Source organism: Isosphaeraceae bacterium EP7 (genome assembly GCA_038400315.1).
In the GTDB taxonomy this organism is placed as follows: Bacteria; Planctomycetota; Planctomycetia; order Isosphaerales; family Isosphaeraceae; genus EP7.
The window spans coordinates 4378325-4397382 of the sequence record CP151667.1 but is presented as its reverse complement, the minus strand read 5'-3'; the positions used below and the strand labels follow the sequence as shown (position 1 = coordinate 4397382).

At 66.8% G+C, this 19058-nt stretch carries 15 protein-coding genes; 7 read left to right on the top strand and 8 right to left on the bottom strand.

Going from position 1 to position 19058, the window contains the following annotated elements:
* Window position 1: 1 nt before the first annotated feature.
* Window positions 2-2557 carry a YfhO family protein gene (locus EP7_RS17060; protein ID WP_463522828.1) on the top strand — a complete coding sequence of 852 codons (2556 nt, stop codon included), beginning with the start codon at window positions 2-4 and terminating at the stop codon, window positions 2555-2557.
* Between the two features lie 9 nt (window positions 2558-2566).
* Here EP7_RS17060 and EP7_RS17055 read toward each other — a convergent pair whose 3' ends face one another.
* Window positions 2567-3127: a hypothetical protein gene (locus EP7_RS17055; RefSeq protein ID WP_463522826.1), complete on the bottom strand. Its 561-nt coding sequence runs from the start codon at window positions 3125-3127 to the stop codon at window positions 2567-2569.
* A gap of 196 nt (window positions 3128-3323) precedes the next feature.
* Between EP7_RS17055 and EP7_RS17050 the strand changes: the two genes are divergently transcribed.
* Complete coding sequence (locus EP7_RS17050) at window positions 3324-4934, top strand: N-acyl-D-amino-acid deacylase family protein (protein WP_463522824.1); 1611 nt, start codon at window positions 3324-3326, stop codon at window positions 4932-4934.
* Between the two features lie 95 nt (window positions 4935-5029).
* On the opposite strand, the gene EP7_RS17045 is transcribed toward EP7_RS17050, so the two are convergent.
* Complete coding sequence (locus tag EP7_RS17045; RefSeq protein ID WP_463522822.1) at window positions 5030-5953, bottom strand: ThuA domain-containing protein; 924 nt, start codon at window positions 5951-5953, stop codon at window positions 5030-5032.
* A gap of 313 nt (window positions 5954-6266) precedes the next feature.
* On the opposite strand from EP7_RS17045, the gene EP7_RS17040 reads away from it, so the two are divergent.
* Window positions 6267-6575 (top strand): hypothetical protein, encoded by a 309-nt coding sequence (locus EP7_RS17040; protein WP_463522820.1) that lies wholly within the window; start codon window positions 6267-6269, stop codon window positions 6573-6575.
* On the top strand, window positions 6572-6934 hold the full coding sequence (locus tag EP7_RS17035; protein ID WP_463522818.1) for a hypothetical protein: 363 nt from the start codon (window positions 6572-6574) through the stop codon (window positions 6932-6934). The genes EP7_RS17040 and EP7_RS17035 overlap by 4 nt, the downstream gene beginning before the upstream one ends.
* A gap of 109 nt (window positions 6935-7043) precedes the next feature.
* On the opposite strand, the gene EP7_RS17030 is transcribed toward EP7_RS17035, so the two are convergent.
* Together EP7_RS17030 and EP7_RS17025 are read right to left on the bottom strand one after the other, a co-directional pair.
* Complete coding sequence (locus EP7_RS17030) at window positions 7044-7811, bottom strand: polyprenol monophosphomannose synthase (RefSeq protein WP_463522816.1); 768 nt, start codon at window positions 7809-7811, stop codon at window positions 7044-7046.
* Window positions 7812-8275: 464 nt separating this feature from the next.
* A complete protein-coding gene (locus EP7_RS17025) occupies window positions 8276-9430 on the bottom strand; it encodes an AAA family ATPase (RefSeq protein WP_463522814.1) in 1155 nt (384 codons plus the stop codon).
* 298 nt (window positions 9431-9728) lie between these two features.
* On the opposite strand from EP7_RS17025, the gene EP7_RS17020 reads away from it, so the two are divergent.
* The gene (locus EP7_RS17020; RefSeq protein ID WP_463522813.1) at window positions 9729-10724 is read left to right on the top strand and encodes an ABC transporter ATP-binding protein; all 996 of its coding nucleotides are present in this window, start codon (window positions 9729-9731) and stop codon (window positions 10722-10724) included.
* A gap of 96 nt (window positions 10725-10820) precedes the next feature.
* The gene (locus EP7_RS17015) at window positions 10821-11891 is read left to right on the top strand and encodes an ABC transporter permease (RefSeq protein WP_463522811.1); all 1071 of its coding nucleotides are present in this window, start codon (window positions 10821-10823) and stop codon (window positions 11889-11891) included.
* Between the two features lie 747 nt (window positions 11892-12638).
* Here EP7_RS17015 and EP7_RS17010 read toward each other — a convergent pair.
* Together EP7_RS17010 and EP7_RS17005 are read right to left on the bottom strand one after the other, a co-directional pair.
* Window positions 12639-13508: an aminotransferase class IV gene (locus tag EP7_RS17010; protein WP_463522809.1), complete on the bottom strand. Its 870-nt coding sequence runs from the start codon at window positions 13506-13508 to the stop codon at window positions 12639-12641.
* Window positions 13509-13687: 179 nt separating this feature from the next.
* Window positions 13688-15037 carry a DEAD/DEAH box helicase gene (locus EP7_RS17005; RefSeq protein ID WP_463522807.1) on the bottom strand — a complete coding sequence of 450 codons (1350 nt, stop codon included), beginning with the start codon at window positions 15035-15037 and terminating at the stop codon, window positions 13688-13690.
* 414 nt (window positions 15038-15451) lie between these two features.
* On the opposite strand from EP7_RS17005, the gene EP7_RS17000 reads away from it, so the two are divergent.
* Window positions 15452-16552 (top strand): glycosyltransferase family 4 protein, encoded by a 1101-nt coding sequence (locus tag EP7_RS17000; RefSeq protein WP_463522805.1) that lies wholly within the window; start codon window positions 15452-15454, stop codon window positions 16550-16552.
* Here the strand turns inward: EP7_RS17000 and EP7_RS16995 are convergent.
* Both EP7_RS16995 and EP7_RS16990 read right to left on the bottom strand, forming a co-directional pair.
* Window positions 16540-17826, bottom strand: coding sequence for a glycosyltransferase family 4 protein (locus tag EP7_RS16995; protein ID WP_463522803.1), 1287 nt, complete (start codon window positions 17824-17826; stop codon window positions 16540-16542). The genes EP7_RS17000 and EP7_RS16995 overlap by 13 nt on opposite strands.
* A complete protein-coding gene (locus tag EP7_RS16990; RefSeq protein WP_463522801.1) occupies window positions 17823-19058 on the bottom strand; it encodes a glycosyltransferase family 4 protein in 1236 nt (411 codons plus the stop codon). The genes EP7_RS16995 and EP7_RS16990 overlap by 4 nt, the downstream gene beginning before the upstream one ends.

Genomic DNA, 19058 nt, shown 5'->3' with positions numbered 1-19058 from the left:
CATGGATTCCGCAGTGCCGTCCCCGATTCCCGACGTCATCGAGCCGACCGCCTCACCGCGTTGGGGCCTGGCGGATCTGCTGGCGCTGGCCGTCTGGACGGCGGCGATTGTCTTCTTCTTCTGGGACGTCGTGCGGCTGTCGAAGGCCCTCTTCTATTTCGACATCACCGAGATCAACTACGCTTATCGCGAGTTCTTCGCCAGGGAGCTGAAGGCCGGGCGGTTCTCGCGGTGGTGCCCCGATCTTTATTGCGGGTTGCCTCTCTTCGCCGAGAGCCAGGCGGGCTATCTCCACCCGCTCAAGTATGTGCTCTATCCCTGGATGGCGACCTGGCAAGCGTTCAACCTGGACACGGTCGGGTCGGTCTGGCTGACCGGACTCGGGGCGTATGGCTGGCTCAGGCGGCATGTCGGGGCGGGCGGGGCCCTGGCGGGGGCCGCGGTGTGCGGGCTGGGCGGGTTCACGTGGGCCCACCTGATCCATACCAGCATGAACAATGCGCTCACAAGCGTGCCGTTCGCCCTCTGGGGCCTGGAATGCGCCTGGTCAGGGGGCAGGCTCCGGGGCGTGGCCCTGGCCGGGTTCGCGCTGGCCTGCCAGGTCTTCGCCGGCCACTTGCAGGACGTCATCCTGACCTCCGGACTGCTGACGACCTACGGCCTCTATCGGGCGGCCACCGAGGTAAGCTGGCGGCCGAGGGCCTTCGTGCTGGGGACGCTCGGGCTGACGATCGCGCTGGGGGGCCTGGTCTCGGCGATCCAGTGGATGCCTTCGAAAGAGCTGCTCGACCGGTCTCCGCGGGCGGGCGGATTGACCTGGGACGACCTCACCTATGGGTCGTGGCACCCTGAGCTACTGCCGACCTTGCTCGTGCGCGAAGCCTACGGGACGCGGGCGCGGGACACCGACTGGATGGACGGGTTCTACCCTTATCACGAGATGAACGCCTATCTCGGCATCACCGCGATCATGCTCGCGGCGGTCGGGGCCGGACGCTACAAGGACCGATGGGTCGGGTTCTGGGTGCTGCTGGCCGGGGTCTCGGCGATGCTGATGCTGGGCCGGTTCACGTTCCTGTTCGACCTGGCTCACCGGATCCCGATCGTGGGCAGCTCGCGGATCCCGGTGCGGTTCCACCTCTGGATGACGATGGCGGTCGCCGCTCTGGCCGCGGTCGGGGTCGACCGAGTGACGCGGCCGGGGACCGTGAGTCTGCGGGGGCCAATACGCCTCATCCTGCTGATGGTCCTGGCTTCGGTGCCCATCCTGCTGATTGTCTATTCACCGGTCTGGACCCAGCCCGGCCGGTGGGCCCAGGAATACCACCAGGCCCGATATCGCTGGCTCGGGCGGGAATTGATCGTCGGAAGCCTGCGGTCGCTGACGCTCGCGAGCCTCGGTATCGCCTTCGCCTTCGCGGCGATTCGCAGTTCCAGGCCCGGACATCGTGCCTTGGTCGCTTCCTTCCTCCCCATTGTGGTGATCGCCGAGCTGCTCGGAGCCCACTGGAATGACGTCGCGACGGTCGCCCCGTCCTACTGGACCAATCCGCCCGCGACGGCCCAACGCCTGAAGGCCGATCCGACGTTCATCCGGCTGTTCGGGATCGCGAAGCTGTCGGCCGGCGAGCCCGGGTACGCGTCCGAGCCGATCGACTTCTTCGCCGTGCGCGACACCCTCGACTGGAGCCTGCCGACGATCTGGGGCCTGCGTTCTGCGCTCGGGGCCACGCCGATCATCCCGAAGCGGCTGCTCGACTACATGAATCAGGCCAGCAAGACCGGGGGCAGGTTCATCCTCGAAGGGGTCACGCACTGGGTGACCGGCCGGAGGCAGCAAAACCTGCCGGGCCCACCCGAGGAGGTCGGGACCGCATTCATCTATACAAATCGCTTCGCATTACCAAGGGCCAGGCTGATGGGTCGCCCCGTCTATGCCGCCGATATCCCTTCGGCCCGGGCGGCGATGGCCACGCTTGCGATCAAGGTGACCGACCATCTGGTCGTCGAGGATCCCGACCGCCCGATCCGAGAAGACCAGGAGGCGAGCGGACGAGCGACCATCGAAGTCGACCTGCCCGAGCGAGTTGAAGTCTCGACCGCCTCGGCCGGGTCGGCCTACTTGGTGCTCGCCGACACCGGCGATCCCGGTTGGTCGGCGACCCTCGACGGCAAGCCGGCCCCGATCCGGGCCGCCTACCTGGCCTTCCGCGCCGTGGCGATGCCCGCCGGCGAGCATCGGGTGATCTTCACCTATCAGCCGGCCCGATGGACCGAAGGCTTGATCCTGACCATCGGGGGGCTGCTGACTTCGCTCGCCTGCCTGGCCTGGCCGCGTCGACTGGCGACGCCGGTGCCCGAAAACGCCGATCCGGGCTGGCCCCGTTCATGGCCACGCCTGGGCCTGATCCTCATGGCCTTGATCGTGCTGGCCTCGGCGGTGCAGATCGGACCTGACGGTCGACCGAAGGTCCACGACCGATGGGCCGGGAGCCTGCACAGGTTCACCTGGGGCGCGGGCCTCGAGGCGATGAAGCCGCCGCCCCCCGAGTCGTGATTTGACGGGTCAGCGGCTGCCGACGCGAGCCGTCGACGTGGCGGATTTCAGTGGTGTCCGGGCTGCTTTACGACGCTGGCGTCGGCCGTCAACCGGACTGGCCGCCGTCGAGTACCGGGAAGCAGCCCCGGATCTCACGACCGGCCGAGCGGCCTGGAACGGCAAGTCGGTCGAGGATCGCCCCGCGGGCATGAACGCGTCGCCTCCGGCAAGGCCCTGGGCGTACAACGGCGAGGGTGCCGACTCGGGCCCGTTCATGCCGGAAAAGCCGCCGTTCATCCCCAGCCCCATGCTGGAATTCCCGCCCGCCACCGCGGCCGGCACGGGGAACGTCTGGAACCCGCCGAAGTCGGTGAACTGCGGATTCATCCCCAGCCGGACGTAGCGACGGTCGGCCGAGACGACGGGGGTCACCGGTAGGGAGACGCCGCTGGGAAGGGCGTCGATCTCCGGCTGGAACGCGACCACCCCTTGCGCCCGGGCGTTATCGCCTGGATTCAACGAGGCTAGAAGGCCCATCAGGATCGGGACGAGCAACGTCGAGATCCTGGCCCGCGAAATGGAATGCACCACGGCGTATCCCTTCTCGATCGAGGTGCGACTTCATCCTACCGGCGACTTCCACGAGGATACGCCCGGCCAATCGTGTGAGGGAAGGCCTCGGGGCGGATCGGACGGTTGGGCGTTGGGGGCCGACGTGCGATCATGGGGCGTCCTCAAATGTGTTGCCCCGCTTCCGGGGCCTTGAGAGGTGGGAGTCTTGAGCGTGGCTCGACGTCCGTTGATCTGGTGGCTCGGTGCGTTGCTGCTTCTGTCCCCCTTCGGTACGCGAGGAGACGAGCCCAGGCCCGCTCCCTCCCCCGTCCGTGCCGACGTGGTCTTGAAGGGGGGCCTCGTCGTCGACGGAACCGGGGCACCCGGCAAGAGAGCCGATGTCGCGATCCTCGGCGAGCGCATCGTCGCGGTCGGATCGTTCAAGGTCGTGCCCGGTGCGAAGGTGATCGACGCGTCGCGCTGGGTGGTGGCGCCGGGGTTCATCGACCTGCACACCCACTCCGACACGGCGATCCTCCAGCCCAAGACCCGGCCCAACCTGAATTATCAGGCCCAGGGGGTCACCACGATCGTCACCGGCAACTGCGGCAGCGGGCCCATCGACGTTGGGGGCTTCCTCAAGGAGGTCGACAAGCAAGGGGCCGGAACCAACGTCATCCACCTGATCCCGCATGGCTCCCTCCGCCAGTCGGTGCTGGGTAACGCCCAGGTGAAGGCGACCCCCGAGGCGCTGGCAACCATGGCCTCGAAAGTGGACCAGGCGATGCGTCAGGGGGCCTGGGGCATGTCCACCGGCCTGATCTATGTGCCCGGCATGTACGCCGATACGGCCGAATTGGTCTCGCTGGCGAAGGTGGTCGGCAAACGCGGCGGGATCTATGCCAGCCACATGCGAGATGAGGGGACGGCCCTGCTCGACTCGATCGACGAGACCCTGACGATCGGCCGCGAAGCCAAACTGCCCGTGCACATCTCGCACCTGAAGGCATCGGGCAAGGCGGCCTGGGGCCTGGCCGGCAAGGCGTTGGAGCGGATCGAGGCGGCCCGCGCCAAGGGTCAGCGCGTCACGGCCGACCAGTACCCCTACATCGCCTCAAGCACGCGACTCGCCGCGATGGTCGTGCCGCATTGGGCCCGCCAGGGCAACGCCGATGAGTTCAGACGCATTGCCGACGACCCCGTCCGAGGAGCCAAGCTCAGAGCCGAGATTTCCAAGGAGCTGGAACAGCGCTCGGGCGGTGCCTCGGTCCGGATCGCCCGCTACGCCAGGGCTCCGGGCCGGGTCGGCAAGAATCTCGTGGAGATTGCCGCCGCGGAACAGACGACACCGCTGGAGGTCGTCCTCGACATCGAGCGGAACGGAGGGGCCCAGGCGATCAGCTTCGGGATGGACGAGGCGGAAGTTCGCCAGATCATGACGCATGACTACGTGGCCACGGCCTCCGACGGCGGGGCCGATGTCCCCGGTGGCCCGGACAAGCCCCATCCCCGCGTTTATGGCACCTTCCCGCGCAAGATTCGCTACGCCCTCGACGACAAGGTCATCACCCTGGAACAGGCCGTCCGATCATCCTCGGGCCTTCCCGCCGAGATCCTCCACCTGCGCGACCGGGGCGTCATCCGCGAGGGTGCCTATGCCGACCTGGTGGTCTTCGACCCGAAGACGTTCCGCGACGCGGCCACCTTCGACGACTCCACCCGGTACGCCCCCGGTGTGGCCTACCTCTTCGTCAACGGGGTCGCCGCGATCGCCGAAGGGAAGCCGCGTCGAGTCCTGCCGGGCCGGGCCCTTCGCCTGACCACGGACGGCCCGTCGAGCTGACCGGAACTCTGATGCCATTCAAGAAAGCGTGGCGAAATTCGGACTTTCCACGCCGACCCTGGTCCGTGCCGGCGTGGAAAGTCATCGACGTCGGATTACTTGACGGCCCTCTTCAACACCTTCTCCACAGGGGTGAAGATTCCCTTGCCTGCGACCTTGTCGTATTCAGGAGTGACGGTCGAGATGTTGGGCTCGATGTTGGCCTCAACCTGTCCGGTGGCCCACTTCAGGCCCTGGATGATCAGGTCCTGATATTCCTTGCGGTCCCAGACGTCCTCGCGGTGGCCCATCGAGGTGTAGAAGACGCGCCCCTGGCCGTGCTTGCGGGCCCAGGTCTGGGGGAAGTTGGGGCGCTGGTAGTCATTGCCCTTCATCCCCTCGGTCTGCTGGGTGAGGATGACGTGCAAGTCGTTGGCGAGGTGCTTCTGGGCGTACCACTCGTCCTCGATCTGGAACGACTTGTCGCCGAACGCCGTGGCGCCCGGGAAGGCCGGGTCGCTCACGAGGATGGTGGCCTTCTGCTGGGCGCCGTGGCCGGAGAACTCGCCGCCGATGAGCTGGATGAACGGATCATCGGCCCCTCGGTGACGGTGGTGGCCGAAGGTGTCGCTGGCGCAATGCATGCCGACGAAGCCCTTGCCCGACTTGACCGCGGCGTAGAAGGCCTGCTCGCCCTCGGGGCTCATCGGCGGCTGTTTGTCGGTGCCGGGCGTGGTCAGGTCGCCGGTCGTGACGAAGACGAAGGCGTCGAACTGGCCGATCTTGTCGGGGTCGAACATCCGGCCGTCCTTGCTGGGGACGACCTCGAAGCCCGCAGCCTTGCCGATCTCGACCAGGATCTTCTCGGCGTGGGACAGTTCGTCACCCTTGCGGGCGATGACCGAGTGCTGGAAGCCCGAGCTCTTGGTGAAGAAGAGGACCTTCTTGGTCGCCGGCGCGGCGACCGACCTGCGGGTAACCCCGGCGCCCAGAGCGGCGGAAGCGGCCGCCAGCAGGGCCTGTCGACGGGTGATCTGCATCGTCCATCACTCCCGGTACGTTGTGGAGAGGATCCGGCGGGGATTGCCGCGCCGAGACGAAGCCCGGCGGGGCGTTGACGTTGGCATCGTAACCTCGCCCCGAGACGCGCGGTATGGGGGTGTCCGGGAACCGAGGGCCAGGTTGCCGACGACCCCGACCTGGGGGTTTGCGCTTGCCCGGACCGGCCGGGATCGCTACTCTCTCGGCATAAGGGAGGCGCACCGGTCGCCGCAGGACGAGCACGCGTGGACCTCGAACCGCGCGCAGTTCCCTTTGGAGCCGACCCAGAGGGTCGGGGGAGATCTGATACGGATGTCATCAGTCACCGCCATGCCCCAAGGTACCGACCGGGCACACCTCGAAAAGCTTTGCACCTCGATCCGCGGTAAGCTCCAATTCATGGATTACCTGGTACGTGCCGCGGTCGCCGATGTCGACCGGTTCCAGAACGAGACCGACGCGGGGACGCAAATCTTCCTGCGTCAGCTGATCGAGATGCACGCCTCGAACCTGGCCGTCGAGTGCGAGAACATGCGGCTCGTCGGCGAGCTCTGCGGGGCCCTGGAATCGTCGGTCAACGTCCAGCACGAAGACTCGTATGACAACGGAGACGCGGCATGAATGCCTCGCCTTCAAGGGGATCGCTCGGCGGCCCGCTGACCGTCGGCCGCGAGGCTCCCTCCGCCCCGTCTCCCGCGACTTCGGCGATGCCGGTCGCCATGCCGACCTCGCCCGAGCTGACCCGCTCGCTGGCCGAGGTCAAGGGGCAGGCCCAGTTCCTGCTCTATCTGGCCGACCAGATCGAGGAGTCACTCGAGCAGCTCGGCGTCGAGGCCGACCCCTGCCACGGCAGCTTCCTCTGCAAGGTGCTGTCGATGTACTCGGCGCAGCTCGAGACCCGGCATCAAGGGCTAGGCGACAAGATCGCCGAGACCTGCCAGGAAGTTTATGTGACCGTGCGCGAGCACGACCTTAGCTGATCCGGACAGCGCAACCCCGAGATCGATCGAATCGTCGACACCGGATGCGGGCCCCGGGCCTAGCTCCGGCGTCGTCGTTTCATGCGCCGGCAGACTGGAACAGGCGGAGTCAGGCCTGCTTCGTTGCGTGCCGGACGCCGAGGGCCCGTTCCAGGCCGATCTGCGCGATGATCTGGAGCGCCTTGACGGCTTCCATCTTGTTGATCTTGGAGAAGCCGGCGCGGCGATTCTCGAAGATGATCGGCGTCTCGCCGAAGGTGCAGCCGACGACACGGCACCAGTAGAGGATCTCTTCCATGAACGAATAGCCGCGTGACCTGATCTTCGTGAAGTCGATCAGGGCCAGCTTCGACACCCGGTAGCAGCGGAACGAGCCGCTGTTATCTCGCGTCTTCAAGCCGAGGAAGCACCTGGCCCAGACGTTGATGCCGGTGGACATGAACTTACGGCGGAAATTGAAGTCGCCGTCGACGCCGCCGCCCGGGACATAGCGCGACCCGATCATCACGTCGTAGCGGCTCATGCCTTCCACCAGGGCGGGGATGAACCGAGGCGGGTGGCTGAAATCGGCGTCGAGGTTCAGGAAATAGTCGAACCCGCGGTCGATCGCGTATTGCATTCCCGCGATGATCGCCGTGCCCAGCCCCTGCTTGCCCGTGCGATGGATGACGTGGATCTCGTCCATCGACGCCTTGAGCTCGTCGGCGATGGCTCCGGTGCCATCGGGCGAGTTGTCGTCGATGATCAGGATCGACGCGTCGGGCACGTTCTGGCGAATCGCAGCGACGAGTTCCGCGAGATTTCCGGCCTCGTTATACGTGGCCAAGGAGATGAGCAGGCGCGGCTGCGGGCCCGGTTCCGAAGGTGTCTGCGGCACGGCCGGGGGGACTCGCTCGAGTTCGAAAGGGGACGGACCCGACATCGAGGTCCGCGTCGCCCGCCCAACCGGCGGATTCTAGTGCAAGATGGTCCATCGCGCCAAGCGTACGTTCGGCGGCAAGCCGAGGGAACGATAGGGCGGGAGGGGGCGAGGTTCGACGTCGAACCGATAGGCCGCAATGGGGTTGAAATCGAGCAGGTGCCGCTCATCGAGACGTCCGACGTACCCCCCTCGGCCTAAACCGGGGGCGAGGACGGGCGTCATCGAAGCCTTCTCCGGGAAAAGAAGGTCCTGGGAGCACCAAGAGGACGGCACCTGCTCGAATGGACTGAGGCGATCCCCGCTTCGACCTGATCGACCATCGGGGATCACAGGAGTGGATTCGGCGGAACTCGGTTGGAGACTTGAGCGAAAGATCCGACCGTTGTGGGGCGTCCGTGGCGGGTCAATCCGGTCCCACGTCATTCGGCGTCGCGCGCCGGCCTGAGCCTGGAAAACAGGGGGCCATAAGGCGCATAGCCGTGCTGAGGCTCGGCCCTGAGAAGCGGCAGCTCCGCCTCGACTCCGTCGTCGGCCGGTTCCTGCGTGGCGACCGATTTGCGGGCCCGCTCCTCGGAGTCGTACAAGGCCTCGGCATCGTCAGATTCTCGCTCGGCCTCGTCGTCCCAGTCATCCCAGCCAGTCGCCGCCGGGAAGTGACCCGACGCGGCCTTGTCGGGCTCGGCTCGTTCCGAGTTCTCGGCGTCGGGAGTTGCTGTCTCGGATGCCGAGGACCAACCGACCTCGATCAGGCCATCCTCGACCCTCAACGGGGGCTTGGAGGACAGCCCCCAGGGCGATCTCGCGACGAGTGCCTCGTCCGTCACGGTCTCGGCGAGCCGAGCCACGCCCGCGGGCGCGACCAACCCTGGCCGGGCCAGGAGGAGCAGCCGACGCGGATTCCCCGAAGCTAGGCGATGCCGTCGGTCGATCTCACCCTGATCCCAGGTCAGCCCGGGTCGAGCCGACCGCAGCAGTGACCCGGCCTCTTCGATGTCCAGGGCTCCCAGCGTTTGGTGGGCCCCGAGTCGGTTTCTCAACCCCTGGAGCGATCGCCCCCTGAGTCGATGGGCGAGGTGGGGCTGGCCGACGAGCAGAAGGGTCTCGAATCCGTCGGCCTCGCCGAGCCGATTGGCCATCAGGCGGGCCTCTTCGAGCACGAAGTCGCAGCCATTCTGGGCCTCGTCAAGGACGAGCAGCCATCGCTCCCCATCTTCGGACCTGCGGGAAAGTTCCTCGTGGAGTTCCAGCCGGCTGCATCCTCCGGAGACTTTCGAGTCGACTCCCAAAGCGTGGAGAATGGCTCTGAGCAAGTCGGCCGGAGTGTCGCTGGGTGCCAGGTCGACGGAGATCACGCCGAAAAACGACGGGAACCCACGGGCCATCCGGCGCCAGAGCCACGACTTACCGACCCCGGCCGCGCCGGTCAGGAGCAGCGGTCCCAGGCGTTCCTCGCCCGCAGCCCGGCAGGCATCGAGTGCGGCGGCCCGGCTGGGGAGGATGAAGTCCCCGGGCGGACCGGACTCGGCTCGGCCCTCCGATGGGTGCGCGGCTCGATCTTGCCTGGCTAGGTCCATCGATGGAATCCTTCAGCATCCTGGGACGACGGCCGACGTTCGGTTCGCACCGGGCGAATTGGTCCCGGGACGACCGTCAATCGGGCCCGACCCCTCCGTGGATTGGGAGGGGCGGTGGCCTGCCGGCAGCCGCTCCTGGCACGCTCGGCTCAAGTCATTCATCGGTGCCATCCGCCCCGGGGCTTGAGCGAGCCGGCCGCTTCCGGCCGGTGGGCGGGCGCCTGATTCCTTGTTATGATGGTCCGGGAATCTGGGGGCCCCTCCCCCACCTCGCCCCGACCTCGCGAGCTTGCCCACGATGCCAGATTGCGCCATCCGCGTGCAGGAACTCCGCAAGCGATACAAAGGTCGCGAAGGCCCGGTCGACGCGGTTGATGGGCTAAACCTTGAGGTCTACGTCGGCGAATGCTTCGGCCTCCTCGGCCCCAACGGCGCGGGCAAGACGACCACCGTCGAGATCTTCGAAGGCCTCAACGAGCCGACCTCCGGCGACGTCGAGGTGCTGGGAAGACGCTGGAAGACGCACGAGAAGGAGCTTCGGGGCCGGATCGGGGTCACGCTCCAGGAGACGAGGTTCCCCGACAAGCAGACCGTCCTGGAGCTCACCCGCCTCTTCCGCAGCTTCTATCCCTCCGGCCTGGAGCCGATCGAGGCCCTCAGGCGTGTCTCGCTGGAAGGCAAGGCGGGTGCATTCGTCGAGACCCTCTCCGGCGGCCAGCAGCAGCGGCTCGCGGTGGCGATCGCGCTTGTGGGCGACCCGGAATTGCTGTTCCTCGACGAGCCGACGACCGGCCTCGACCCCCAGTCTCGGCGGCAGCTCTGGGACGTGATCAACGAATTCCACGAGCGCGGGCGCACGACCGTGCTGACCACGCACTACATGGACGAGGCCGAGCGGCTCTGCGACCGGGTGGCGATCGTGGACAAAGGGAAGGTGATCGCCCTGGGGTCGCCCGCCGACCTCATCTCCAGACTCGGCGGAGAGCACGTCGTCGAGTTCGCCCTGACGGACGAAAGCCCCCCCGCCGAGGCCTCGGAATTCGCCCCGCTCCTGACGGTGCTCGCCAGCCGTGCCGAGGCCGACGGATTCGCCCTGACCGTGGGCAAGCCCCATCTTGCGATCCCGGCCCTGCTCGAAGACCTGAATGCGCGAGGGCGTCAGCTCGCCCGGCTCAACACGCGCCAGGTGAGCCTCGAGGATGTCTTCGTGTCGCTAACCGGCCGCCATCTTCGCGAGGCCGACGAGTCGGACGCAGAGGTCAAGCCGAAGCGTCGACGAGGACGCCGACGCTAGGCCGAGCCGACTGACCTTGCGCCGCGAGAGCCGAACGACCCGATTCGCACAATCTCGGGCCGCCCGCCCGAACCACACGCCCCATCGAGCGACTTCATGCCGCGAGACCACTCCCTCAGAGAACTCTATTTCTCCAGGCTCCGGGAGTTCTTCCGCCAGCCCGCGCGGATCTTCTGGGTCTACGGGTTCCCCACAGTCCTGGCCATCGGCCTGGGCCTTGCATTTCGGAGCAAGCCGGCCGAGCTGGTCCAGCTCGACCTCGTGGAGAACGCGGGCACTCCAGAGATCCTCGCGAAGCTCGAGGAATACAAGGCAAAACGCCAGGCTGGCACGCCCGACCTCCTGATCAAGGTCCTGGGCGTCGACCAGGCGAAGTCGAGGCTGGAAACCGGCAAGACGCCGCTGATCGTCATCCCGGGGACGTCAACGAATGCACCCCTCACCTACAGATATGACCCAACCCGGCCCGAGGCCCTGACCGCTCGCGCCGCGGTCGACAACGTCCTCCAGGTCGGCTTCGGCCGCCTCGATGCCCTGAAGACCGCCGATGAGGCCGTGCAGGAGCCGGGCTCGCGTTACATCGACTTTCTCATCCCCGGCCTGATCGGCCTGAACACGATGGGGGGTGGGCTCTGGGGAATCGGATTCCTGCTGGTCAACTTCCGCGTGGCCAAGCTTTTAAAGCTCTTCCGCGCCACACCGATGCCCAGGCGGAACTTCCTGCTGGCATTGATCGGGGCCAGGCTCACGTTCCTGATCCCCGACCTGGGCGTCTTGCTGGTGCTGGGGACCTGGATGTTCGGCATGCCGATTCGCGGATCGTTCTGGCTGTTGATCCTGGTCGACGTCGTGGGCGCCATGGCCTTCGCCGGGATCGGCCTACTGGTCGCCAGCCGGGCCACCACCACCGAGACGGTCAGCGGGTTGATGAACCTGGTCATGTTGCCGATGTGGCTCTTCTCGGGGGTCTTCTTCTCCTCGGAGCGATTCCCTGCCTCCGCCCAGCCCTTCATTCAGGCCCTGCCCCTGACCCAGATCATCTCCGCCCTCAGGATGGTGATGCTCGAAGGGGCCGGGTTCGTCGCCGTCGCCCCCGCGCTGGCTATCCTGATGGCCTGGACCATCGGGACGTTCCTCATCGCATTGAAAATCTTCCGCTGGAACTGACGGCTCGACGAACTTCAGGCGAGGATGGCGAAACACATCCGCGAGATCGCGGATCGCGACACTTGAAGGGTCCGAGGGCAGCGGCGGCACGTCCACCTCGTCGATCAACTGGCTGAAGAACGTCGCCTTGGCCAGGATCTCAACGTCGAGGAAGTCGGATGCCGACTGGAGCGGGATCGCGGCCAGGGCCTCGCGGCGATGGAGGCGACATGGGGAATGCACGTCCCGGACCGGCACGGCGAAGATCCATCTCCAGGGCAGGCTCGAAACCCAGCGTCGCAACCGTCCTGAGAAGGAACATTTGCGCCGGCCGATGACATGGTCGGACTGGTCGATCGCCTTGAGCAAGGCCGTCAGATGGGCTTCGCTCCAGGGCTTCGTCGCCGTGGTGATCAGGATCAGCGGCTCGTCGCCCTCGGCTAGCACGTTTGCCAGCACTTCCGCGTGCGCCTGCCCATCATCGACCCGGACGATCTCGACCCGTGGCTTCCTCCCCTTGCGGTTGAGGAGCCTTGTCAGGCCGTCGACGACCTCGGCCGTCCCCGCCGCTCCGGGCCTCTCGAAGACGAGGGCGAGCACGGGCATGCCGGTCCGCGGCTCGCGGCGATAGTGGGCGGCGTAGGGGTCATCTTCGAACAGGAGCGAGCTGTCGATCGGATTCATGCCGGCTCCGACCCTCGATGGAATCCGACTCATCGGCCGCCTCTTCGCGCCCGCCCGCCTGGGAAAACGAGACCGAGGTAACCCTCAGCCCTCGTCGCCGGCAAGCCAGCGTCGGACGGCCTCGGTGAATGCAGACTGAAGCTTGCGGGTCACGGGCCCCGGCGTACCGTCGCCGATGGTCGCGTCGTCGATGGTTACCACCGAGAGGACCTCGATGGTCGTCCCGGTGAGGATCACCTCGTCGGCACGCTTCAGGTCTTCGAGCGTAATCCGACCATCGGCGAAGGCAAAGCCCAGCCGTTCGGCAAGCCCCGCGGAGCGATGCCTGGTCGTCCCCGGGAGAATCTCCGGTCCGTCGGGCGTGCCGATGATGACGCCATCTTTGACCCAACAGAGCGAAGAATGCGTCGCCTCGGTGATCAATCCGTCTCGGTCAATCAAAACTGCTTCAAAGGCCCCGGCACGATGCGCGGCCTCATTTGCCAGGACATTCCCGAGGAGATTCACCGACTTGACGTCGCAGCGTCCCCAGCGAATGTCGGCATGGCTGATGACCCGGCATCCCGTCTCTCGCATCAGGGCCGTGGCCGAGTCGTCGTAGGGGCGTGCCACGATGACTTCGGTCGGCGGCACAGGTGGATTGGGGAACGCGTGGGCGCGAGGTGCGACGCCTCGGGTGATCTGGATGTAGACCGTCCCCTCGGCCACATCGCTCGCCTCGATCGTCGCGTGCATCCGACGTCGGACGCCGACGAGGTCAATCGGCGGGAACTGCATCTCGCGGAGGCTGCGGGCCAGCCGATCCATGTGGCTGTCTTCGAGCCAGCAACGGCCCCGATAAACGCGGCAGACCTCGTAGATGGCGTCGCCGAAGAGAAATCCGCGGTCCGAGATCGGGACACGAGCCTGGTCGGCGGGCATCAGTTCGCCGTTGAGGCATGCCATGACGGGCATCGTGGGCTTCCTCGATGATGGGCGGTGGGAGGCGAGTTCGAGCGGGGTCTGGGTGGGTCACTCGTCTCAGCGTAACGGCAAGCGGCATCAGGGACAATGCTGCGAGAGGCGCATGCAACGGCCTCGCACCGGGAAATGGTGCGAGGCCGCCGTGCATCGGAACAGTCAGGGTTGCGGGATCAACCGCGGCTGACACCCTGGGGCGACCGCTTGGGACGCCGGATGCCGTTGTGGAATTCGGTGACAGCGCCGCCCCGGCGAGGGGGACGTCCGCCGCGGAAGCCGCCGCCGCCGCGACGCGGGCCACCGCCCTGCTGACGCTGCTGCTGGCGGAAGAAGGGACGAGGCGGGTGGTTAAACCCTTCGAGCTGGTCGGCCTCGATGTCTCGCGAAATCGCCTTCTCGATCATGTCGAGCAGGCGACCCTGGTCGGGCAAGACCAAGGAGAACGCGGCGCCATCGGAGCCCATTCGGCCCGTACGGCCGATCCGGTGGATGTAATTTTCCGGGTCTTCGGGCAGGTCGAGGTTGAAGACGTGCGTGACGCCCCGAACATCGATGCCACGGCCGACGACGTCGGTGGCGACGAGGATGTTCAACCGACCGGAGCGGAAGTTGTGGAGGACGCGGTTGCGCTGGGCCTGCGACAGGTTGCCATGCATCGCGTCGGCCTTCAGCGACTCGGAACGCAGGATCGCCCCGATCTCGTCGGCCCCGTGCTTCGTCCGGCAGAAGACGATGGCACGCTGCGGCTGCTCACGCTGGAGCAGCTTGACGAGCACTTCGCACTTCTGGTCGCGATGGACCATCATGTACGACTGCTTGATCGCCGGGATGGTCGCGTCTTCGTTCTCGCGGATGAGGCGGACGTCGACCGGGTTATTCAGGTACCGCTGAGCCAGGTCGCTCACGCCCTTGGGCATGGTGGCCGAGAGCAGCAGGGTCTGACGGCCGGCCGGGACCGACTGGAGAATCTCTTCGACGGCCGGGCGGAACCCGATGTCGAGCATCTGGTCGGCTTCGTCGAGGACGACCATCTTGACGCGATCGAGCCGGATGGACTTGCGTTCCATCAGGTCCATCAGGCGTCCGGGGGTGGCGATCACAATCTGGCAGCCGCCACCGAGCTGGCGCATCTGATTGTGGATCGACTCGCCGCCGACGATCGCCGCGGCGCGGGTATTCCGGCCGTACGACAGTTTTTCGAATTCGCGGCCGATCTGATGGGCGAGCTCGCGGGTCGGTGCCAGCACCAAGACCTGCGGGGCACGATCCCTCTCGTCAACCAACTCCAACATCGGCAGCAGGAAGGCGGCCGTCTTGCCGGTGCCCGTGGGGGCATTACCCAGGCAGTCGCGTCCCGCCAGGGCGGGAGGCAGGAGATGCTGCTGGATCGGCGAAGGCTCTGCATAACCCGCACGGGCCAGCGCAACCTGAGAAACCGGGCTGACGCCCAGGTCTTCGAAGGTCGGGGTGGTCGCGATGATCGGGGTTTCTGACTCTTCTTCGGGACTGATCTGCGTCTGCAAAAGAACGCTCCTATGGACCCCGGACTACGGGCAGCGGCGGCACGACCAGCATGGTCGCCCGACCTCGAACGCGGCGATCATGCTGTCGGCCAGTTCGCGCCCAGAAGTCCGTGCCCGGCGGGCCCTTCGTCGGGCCGTTCGGATTCGGAGAGTCGAAGTCAGCGCATTGCGACCAACGAGGCAGGGGATCCGCGAGGGGAGACACGGCCTGGAGCCGGCGGGGTGCTAGACACCTCTGTTCTGGACGTAAACATCTTACCACGGCCGTCTAGGTTTGCGAACCCGAGGCGGTCGGAATTCGCGCATCGTTGCGCCCGACAACCAGCCCAGATCGACTGGAACGCGCTGGGCACTCTACGCCATGATAAGAATAGCCGGGCTGAATCTCTTGGCCCGAAGCCGGACGGGGTCGCCATGCGTATCGTAGTCGACGGCCGGCGACTGGGTTTGGGACAGACGGGTGTTGGTCGCTATCTGGAAGTTTTGCTACACGGCTGGGCCGATGCGGGCGGCCCGCCGTCCGAGACTCTGGTCATCTTGCACGATCCCGCGGGACTGGATTTGATCCCGAATTGCCCGAACATGACGGCACAAGTCCGAGGGGTCGGTTGGCCCGGACTGGCCTGGGAGCGGATTGCGCTGGGCAGGTCGTATCGTCCTGGAGACGTGCTCTTCGCGCCCACCAACCTGATCCCGGCCAACTGGCCGGGGCCATCGGTTCTGGTGCTGTTCGACACCCTGCTCTGGACCGCCCCGCAGGGATTTACGTGGCGAAACCGCGTTTGGTTCGGTCGCCGAATGCGACTGGCAGCCCACCGGGCAAGCCTGGTGATCGTCCCATCACGGGCGACCTTTCGCGGCGTGATCGAGCACCTCGGGATCGCTCCCGATCGTCTTCGGACGGTCGATCCGGCCGTCGCCCCCGAGTTCCACCCCCGGACGGCTTCCGATCCCGTCGTGCTCGGAGCCCGTGCAGCCGTCGGTCTCGGCGATGCCGATTATCTCCTCTTCCTCGGCAAGCCGTCTGTACGCCGCAACCTTCCCGCATTGCTCGCCGGATTCGAGCGTCACCGACGGAATCACCCACTTATCAAGCTTGTCCTCGCCGGGCCCGGCACCGAAGCCCTCGGAGGCCCTGATGGTGTGATCGCGGCCGGGCGCGTGCCGGACGCCGTCCTGTACGGTTTGGTCGCCGGCGCCAGGGCCTTGGTCTATCCGTCGTCGGAAGAAGGATTCGGCCTGCCTATCCTGGAAGCACTCGCCAGCGGATGCCCCGCGGTGACCTCGGTGCGCGGGGCCCTCGCCGAGTCGGGAGGAGACGCGGCCTACGATCTCGGCGAGGTCGGGCCGGGCTCGATCGCCGCGGCGTTAGACCGCCTGGCGGACGATCCGGCGGAGCGATCGGTGCGGATCACACGCGGGCTCGCGCACGCGGCCCGATTTACGGTGGCCGCCTTCGCCCAGGGGGTCGGAAGGGTACTCGAAGAAGCCTACACCGCGAATCAGACTGGCTGAGCGGCGGCCCGTTTCGCCTCCGGGATCGCTGCCGGCAGGGTTGCGGCCTCTTCGCCCCAATGGCGGGAGCGCTGGCAGTCTTCGATGAGGGAGAAATAGGCGTCGAGGTGATCGTCTTCCGACCAGACCCTCTTCCAGGCCCGATGTCCGCTGTCGCCCAACCGAACGCGGAGTTCGGGGTCGGCCAGCCGACGGATGGCGTCGACCATCCCCTCGACGGATTGGAACACGAACCCGCCGCCGCTGGACGCCACCAATTCGGGCAAGGCGCCAAGGTCGCGAACGATCACGGGCGTACGCTCGGCGAACGCTTCCAGGACGACGTACCCGAACGTCTCATAGACCAGGCTGGGGACAACCAGGGCGCGGGCGCCGCGGAAGAGGGCGGCGAGCTGGGTGGAGTCGAGTCGGCCCTCGAAGTGGACGTTCGGCATGCCTGCGGCCCTGGCGCGGAGGACTGCCTCGTAGGCGCCCGTGCCGGCAATCCGCAGGTCGACCTCGGGGAGCCGGCGCATCGCGTCGATGGCGTCCTGGAAGCCCTTGATTTCCTCCAGACGCCCGGCGGCCACCACGTAAGGCCGGTCGTGTGACGGAGTCGGCGCAGGGGCGGCCGTCCCCGCGTAGTCATCGGGCAGGAAATAGGGCAGGTGGAGCATGGGACTACGCAGGCCGCGGCGGGCGTGCTCGGCGACGGTCGATGCGCTCGGCGCGATGAGCGCGTCGAGATGCGTCAGCGAGTCTTCGAGAAGATCGCTCGACCGCCAAAGCTGCGGCGGCCGCCCCGCCTTCAGGCAGCAGCGGACGCAATCGCGGGCCTGGCACAAACCCTCGCCGGTCTTCCAGAGGACATGCTGGGGGCAGACGAGCCAGTGCTCGTGTGCGGTCATCAGCTTGACGGCATGAGGGACCTGGACCTTCAGCAAGGCCGGGCCCCCGATGAGCGAGAGGTTGTGGAAATGGACGACATCGGGCCTTACGTCTTGGAGAATCTTTCGAATGGCCCGCAGCTTGAACCAGGGGGCGCCGGTCTGGTGGGTTGCCAGCGGCGACAGCAACCCCAGCGGACTCGAGAGCGCGTGAATTGTCACGCCCGGCGGCGGTTCGTAGGGCCTTGGCGTCTGCTCGCCGCGCGACATCTCAAAGGCATCGCGGCAGTAGATGACGTGGACGTCGTGCCCTCTCCTGGCAAGTGCCCGCGAGAGCCGGTCGACGAAGGCGGCGTCGCCACCGAAGCTGTGAGGGCCGAAGAAGGTGGTCAGCATGCAGAAGGTCATGCGCGGATCCTCGGCCTTCGCCCGGCGATGGACGACGACGGGCCTTGATGCGGGGCGGCGGGGCGATCCCGCTTGGGCGCGAGTTCCTCGAAGCAGTCGAGCATCGACCGGGCCGAGGCATCCCAGGTGAACTTGCCCGCGCGTCGCGCGGCGACCTCGGCCAGGCGATCACGCCCGGCGGGATCGTCCAGAAGCTCACGCATCGACCGGGCGATGGCGTCGATATCCCTGGGGTCGAAGAACCGACCGGCGGGGCCGACGACCTCGGGAAGCGAGCCCGCTGTGCTCGACAGAACCGGCGTGCCGCAGGCCATGGCTTCGACCGGCGGAAGGCCGAAGCCCTCCATCAGCGACGGCTGCACCAGGGCAAAGGCCCGGCTGTAGAGATAGGCCAGCTCGTCATCGGGGACGAAGCCGGCGAGGTGGACCCGGTGCCCCAACCCCAGCCTCTCAATGACCGCTCGAAGCTCGGGGACGTGGGTGTGGAACACATCGCCGAGGTCTCCAACCAGGATCAGCCGGGCATCGTCTCGGCCGGCACGGGCAAGGGCCTCGACCAACCTCGGCAGGTTCTTGTGCGGGCTCAGGCCGCCGACGTACAGGAAGAACCGCTCTCCGGGCTCCAGGGTATATTTACGCAAGATTGCGTCGGATTCGGCCCCGAATGGCCTGCAATGGAACGCGTCGTCTGGTCCCTCGGTGACCACGCGGACCCGCCTCTCGGGGAGGCGGAACCAGTCGATCAGGTCGCGCCTCGCGGAGTCGGAGACGGTCAGGATGCGGTCGGCCCGCAGCACGGCGACGTGCTCCTTGATCGCCCAGGCGATCCGCCCCGCGCGTGTTGGGAAGACCAGCTCGGGATGAGCCAGCGCAAGGGTGTCGTGCATCGTCACCACGACCTTGCCGACGTTCCAGACCGGCACGAAGCTGTAGCTGGCCGGGAAGAAGGCCAGGTCGAGATGGGAGCGGGCCATCGATCGACCGACCGCCAGCATGTCCCGCAGCCCTCGACGCCCGTTCGCCGAGGCGGCCCGGCTCGGGGCCTCGCGTACTTCGACGGGGACGGTCTCGAAGCCTGACGGAACCTCGACCAAATCGATCGAAGGGCGATCGACGAAGACCTTGAATTCGTGCCTGGAACCGGCGCGGGCCAGGGCCTTGAGGCTCTCGCGGGCGAAGCGGCCGAAGCCGCGGCGGTTAGACAGGCAGGCGCCGTCGATGCCGATGCGCAT

Excerpts from the sequence above, each read along its gene's own strand:
- EP7_RS17060 (WP_463522828.1), top strand. The coding sequence starts at position 2 with ATGGATTCCGCAGTGCCGTCCCCGATTCCCGACGTCATCGAGCCGACC.
- EP7_RS17045 (WP_463522822.1), bottom strand. The coding sequence starts at position 5,953 with ATGCAGATCACCCGTCGACAGGCCCTGCTGGCGGCCGCTTCCGCCGCT.
- EP7_RS17040 (WP_463522820.1), top strand. The coding sequence starts at position 6,267 with ATGTCATCAGTCACCGCCATGCCCCAAGGTACCGACCGGGCACACCTC.
- EP7_RS17035 (WP_463522818.1), top strand. The coding sequence starts at position 6,572 with ATGAATGCCTCGCCTTCAAGGGGATCGCTCGGCGGCCCGCTGACCGTC.
- EP7_RS17025 (WP_463522814.1), bottom strand. The coding sequence starts at position 9,430 with ATGGACCTAGCCAGGCAAGATCGAGCCGCGCACCCATCGGAGGGCCGA.
- EP7_RS17020 (WP_463522813.1), top strand. The coding sequence starts at position 9,729 with ATGCCAGATTGCGCCATCCGCGTGCAGGAACTCCGCAAGCGATACAAA.
- EP7_RS17015 (WP_463522811.1), top strand. The coding sequence starts at position 10,821 with ATGCCGCGAGACCACTCCCTCAGAGAACTCTATTTCTCCAGGCTCCGG.
- EP7_RS17010 (WP_463522809.1), bottom strand. The coding sequence starts at position 13,508 with ATGCCCGTCATGGCATGCCTCAACGGCGAACTGATGCCCGCCGACCAG.
- EP7_RS17000 (WP_463522805.1), top strand. The coding sequence starts at position 15,452 with ATGCGTATCGTAGTCGACGGCCGGCGACTGGGTTTGGGACAGACGGGT.
- EP7_RS16995 (WP_463522803.1), bottom strand. The coding sequence starts at position 17,826 with ATGACCTTCTGCATGCTGACCACCTTCTTCGGCCCTCACAGCTTCGGT.
- EP7_RS16990 (WP_463522801.1), bottom strand. The coding sequence starts at position 19,058 with ATGCGCATCGGCATCGACGGCGCCTGCCTGTCTAACCGCCGCGGCTTC.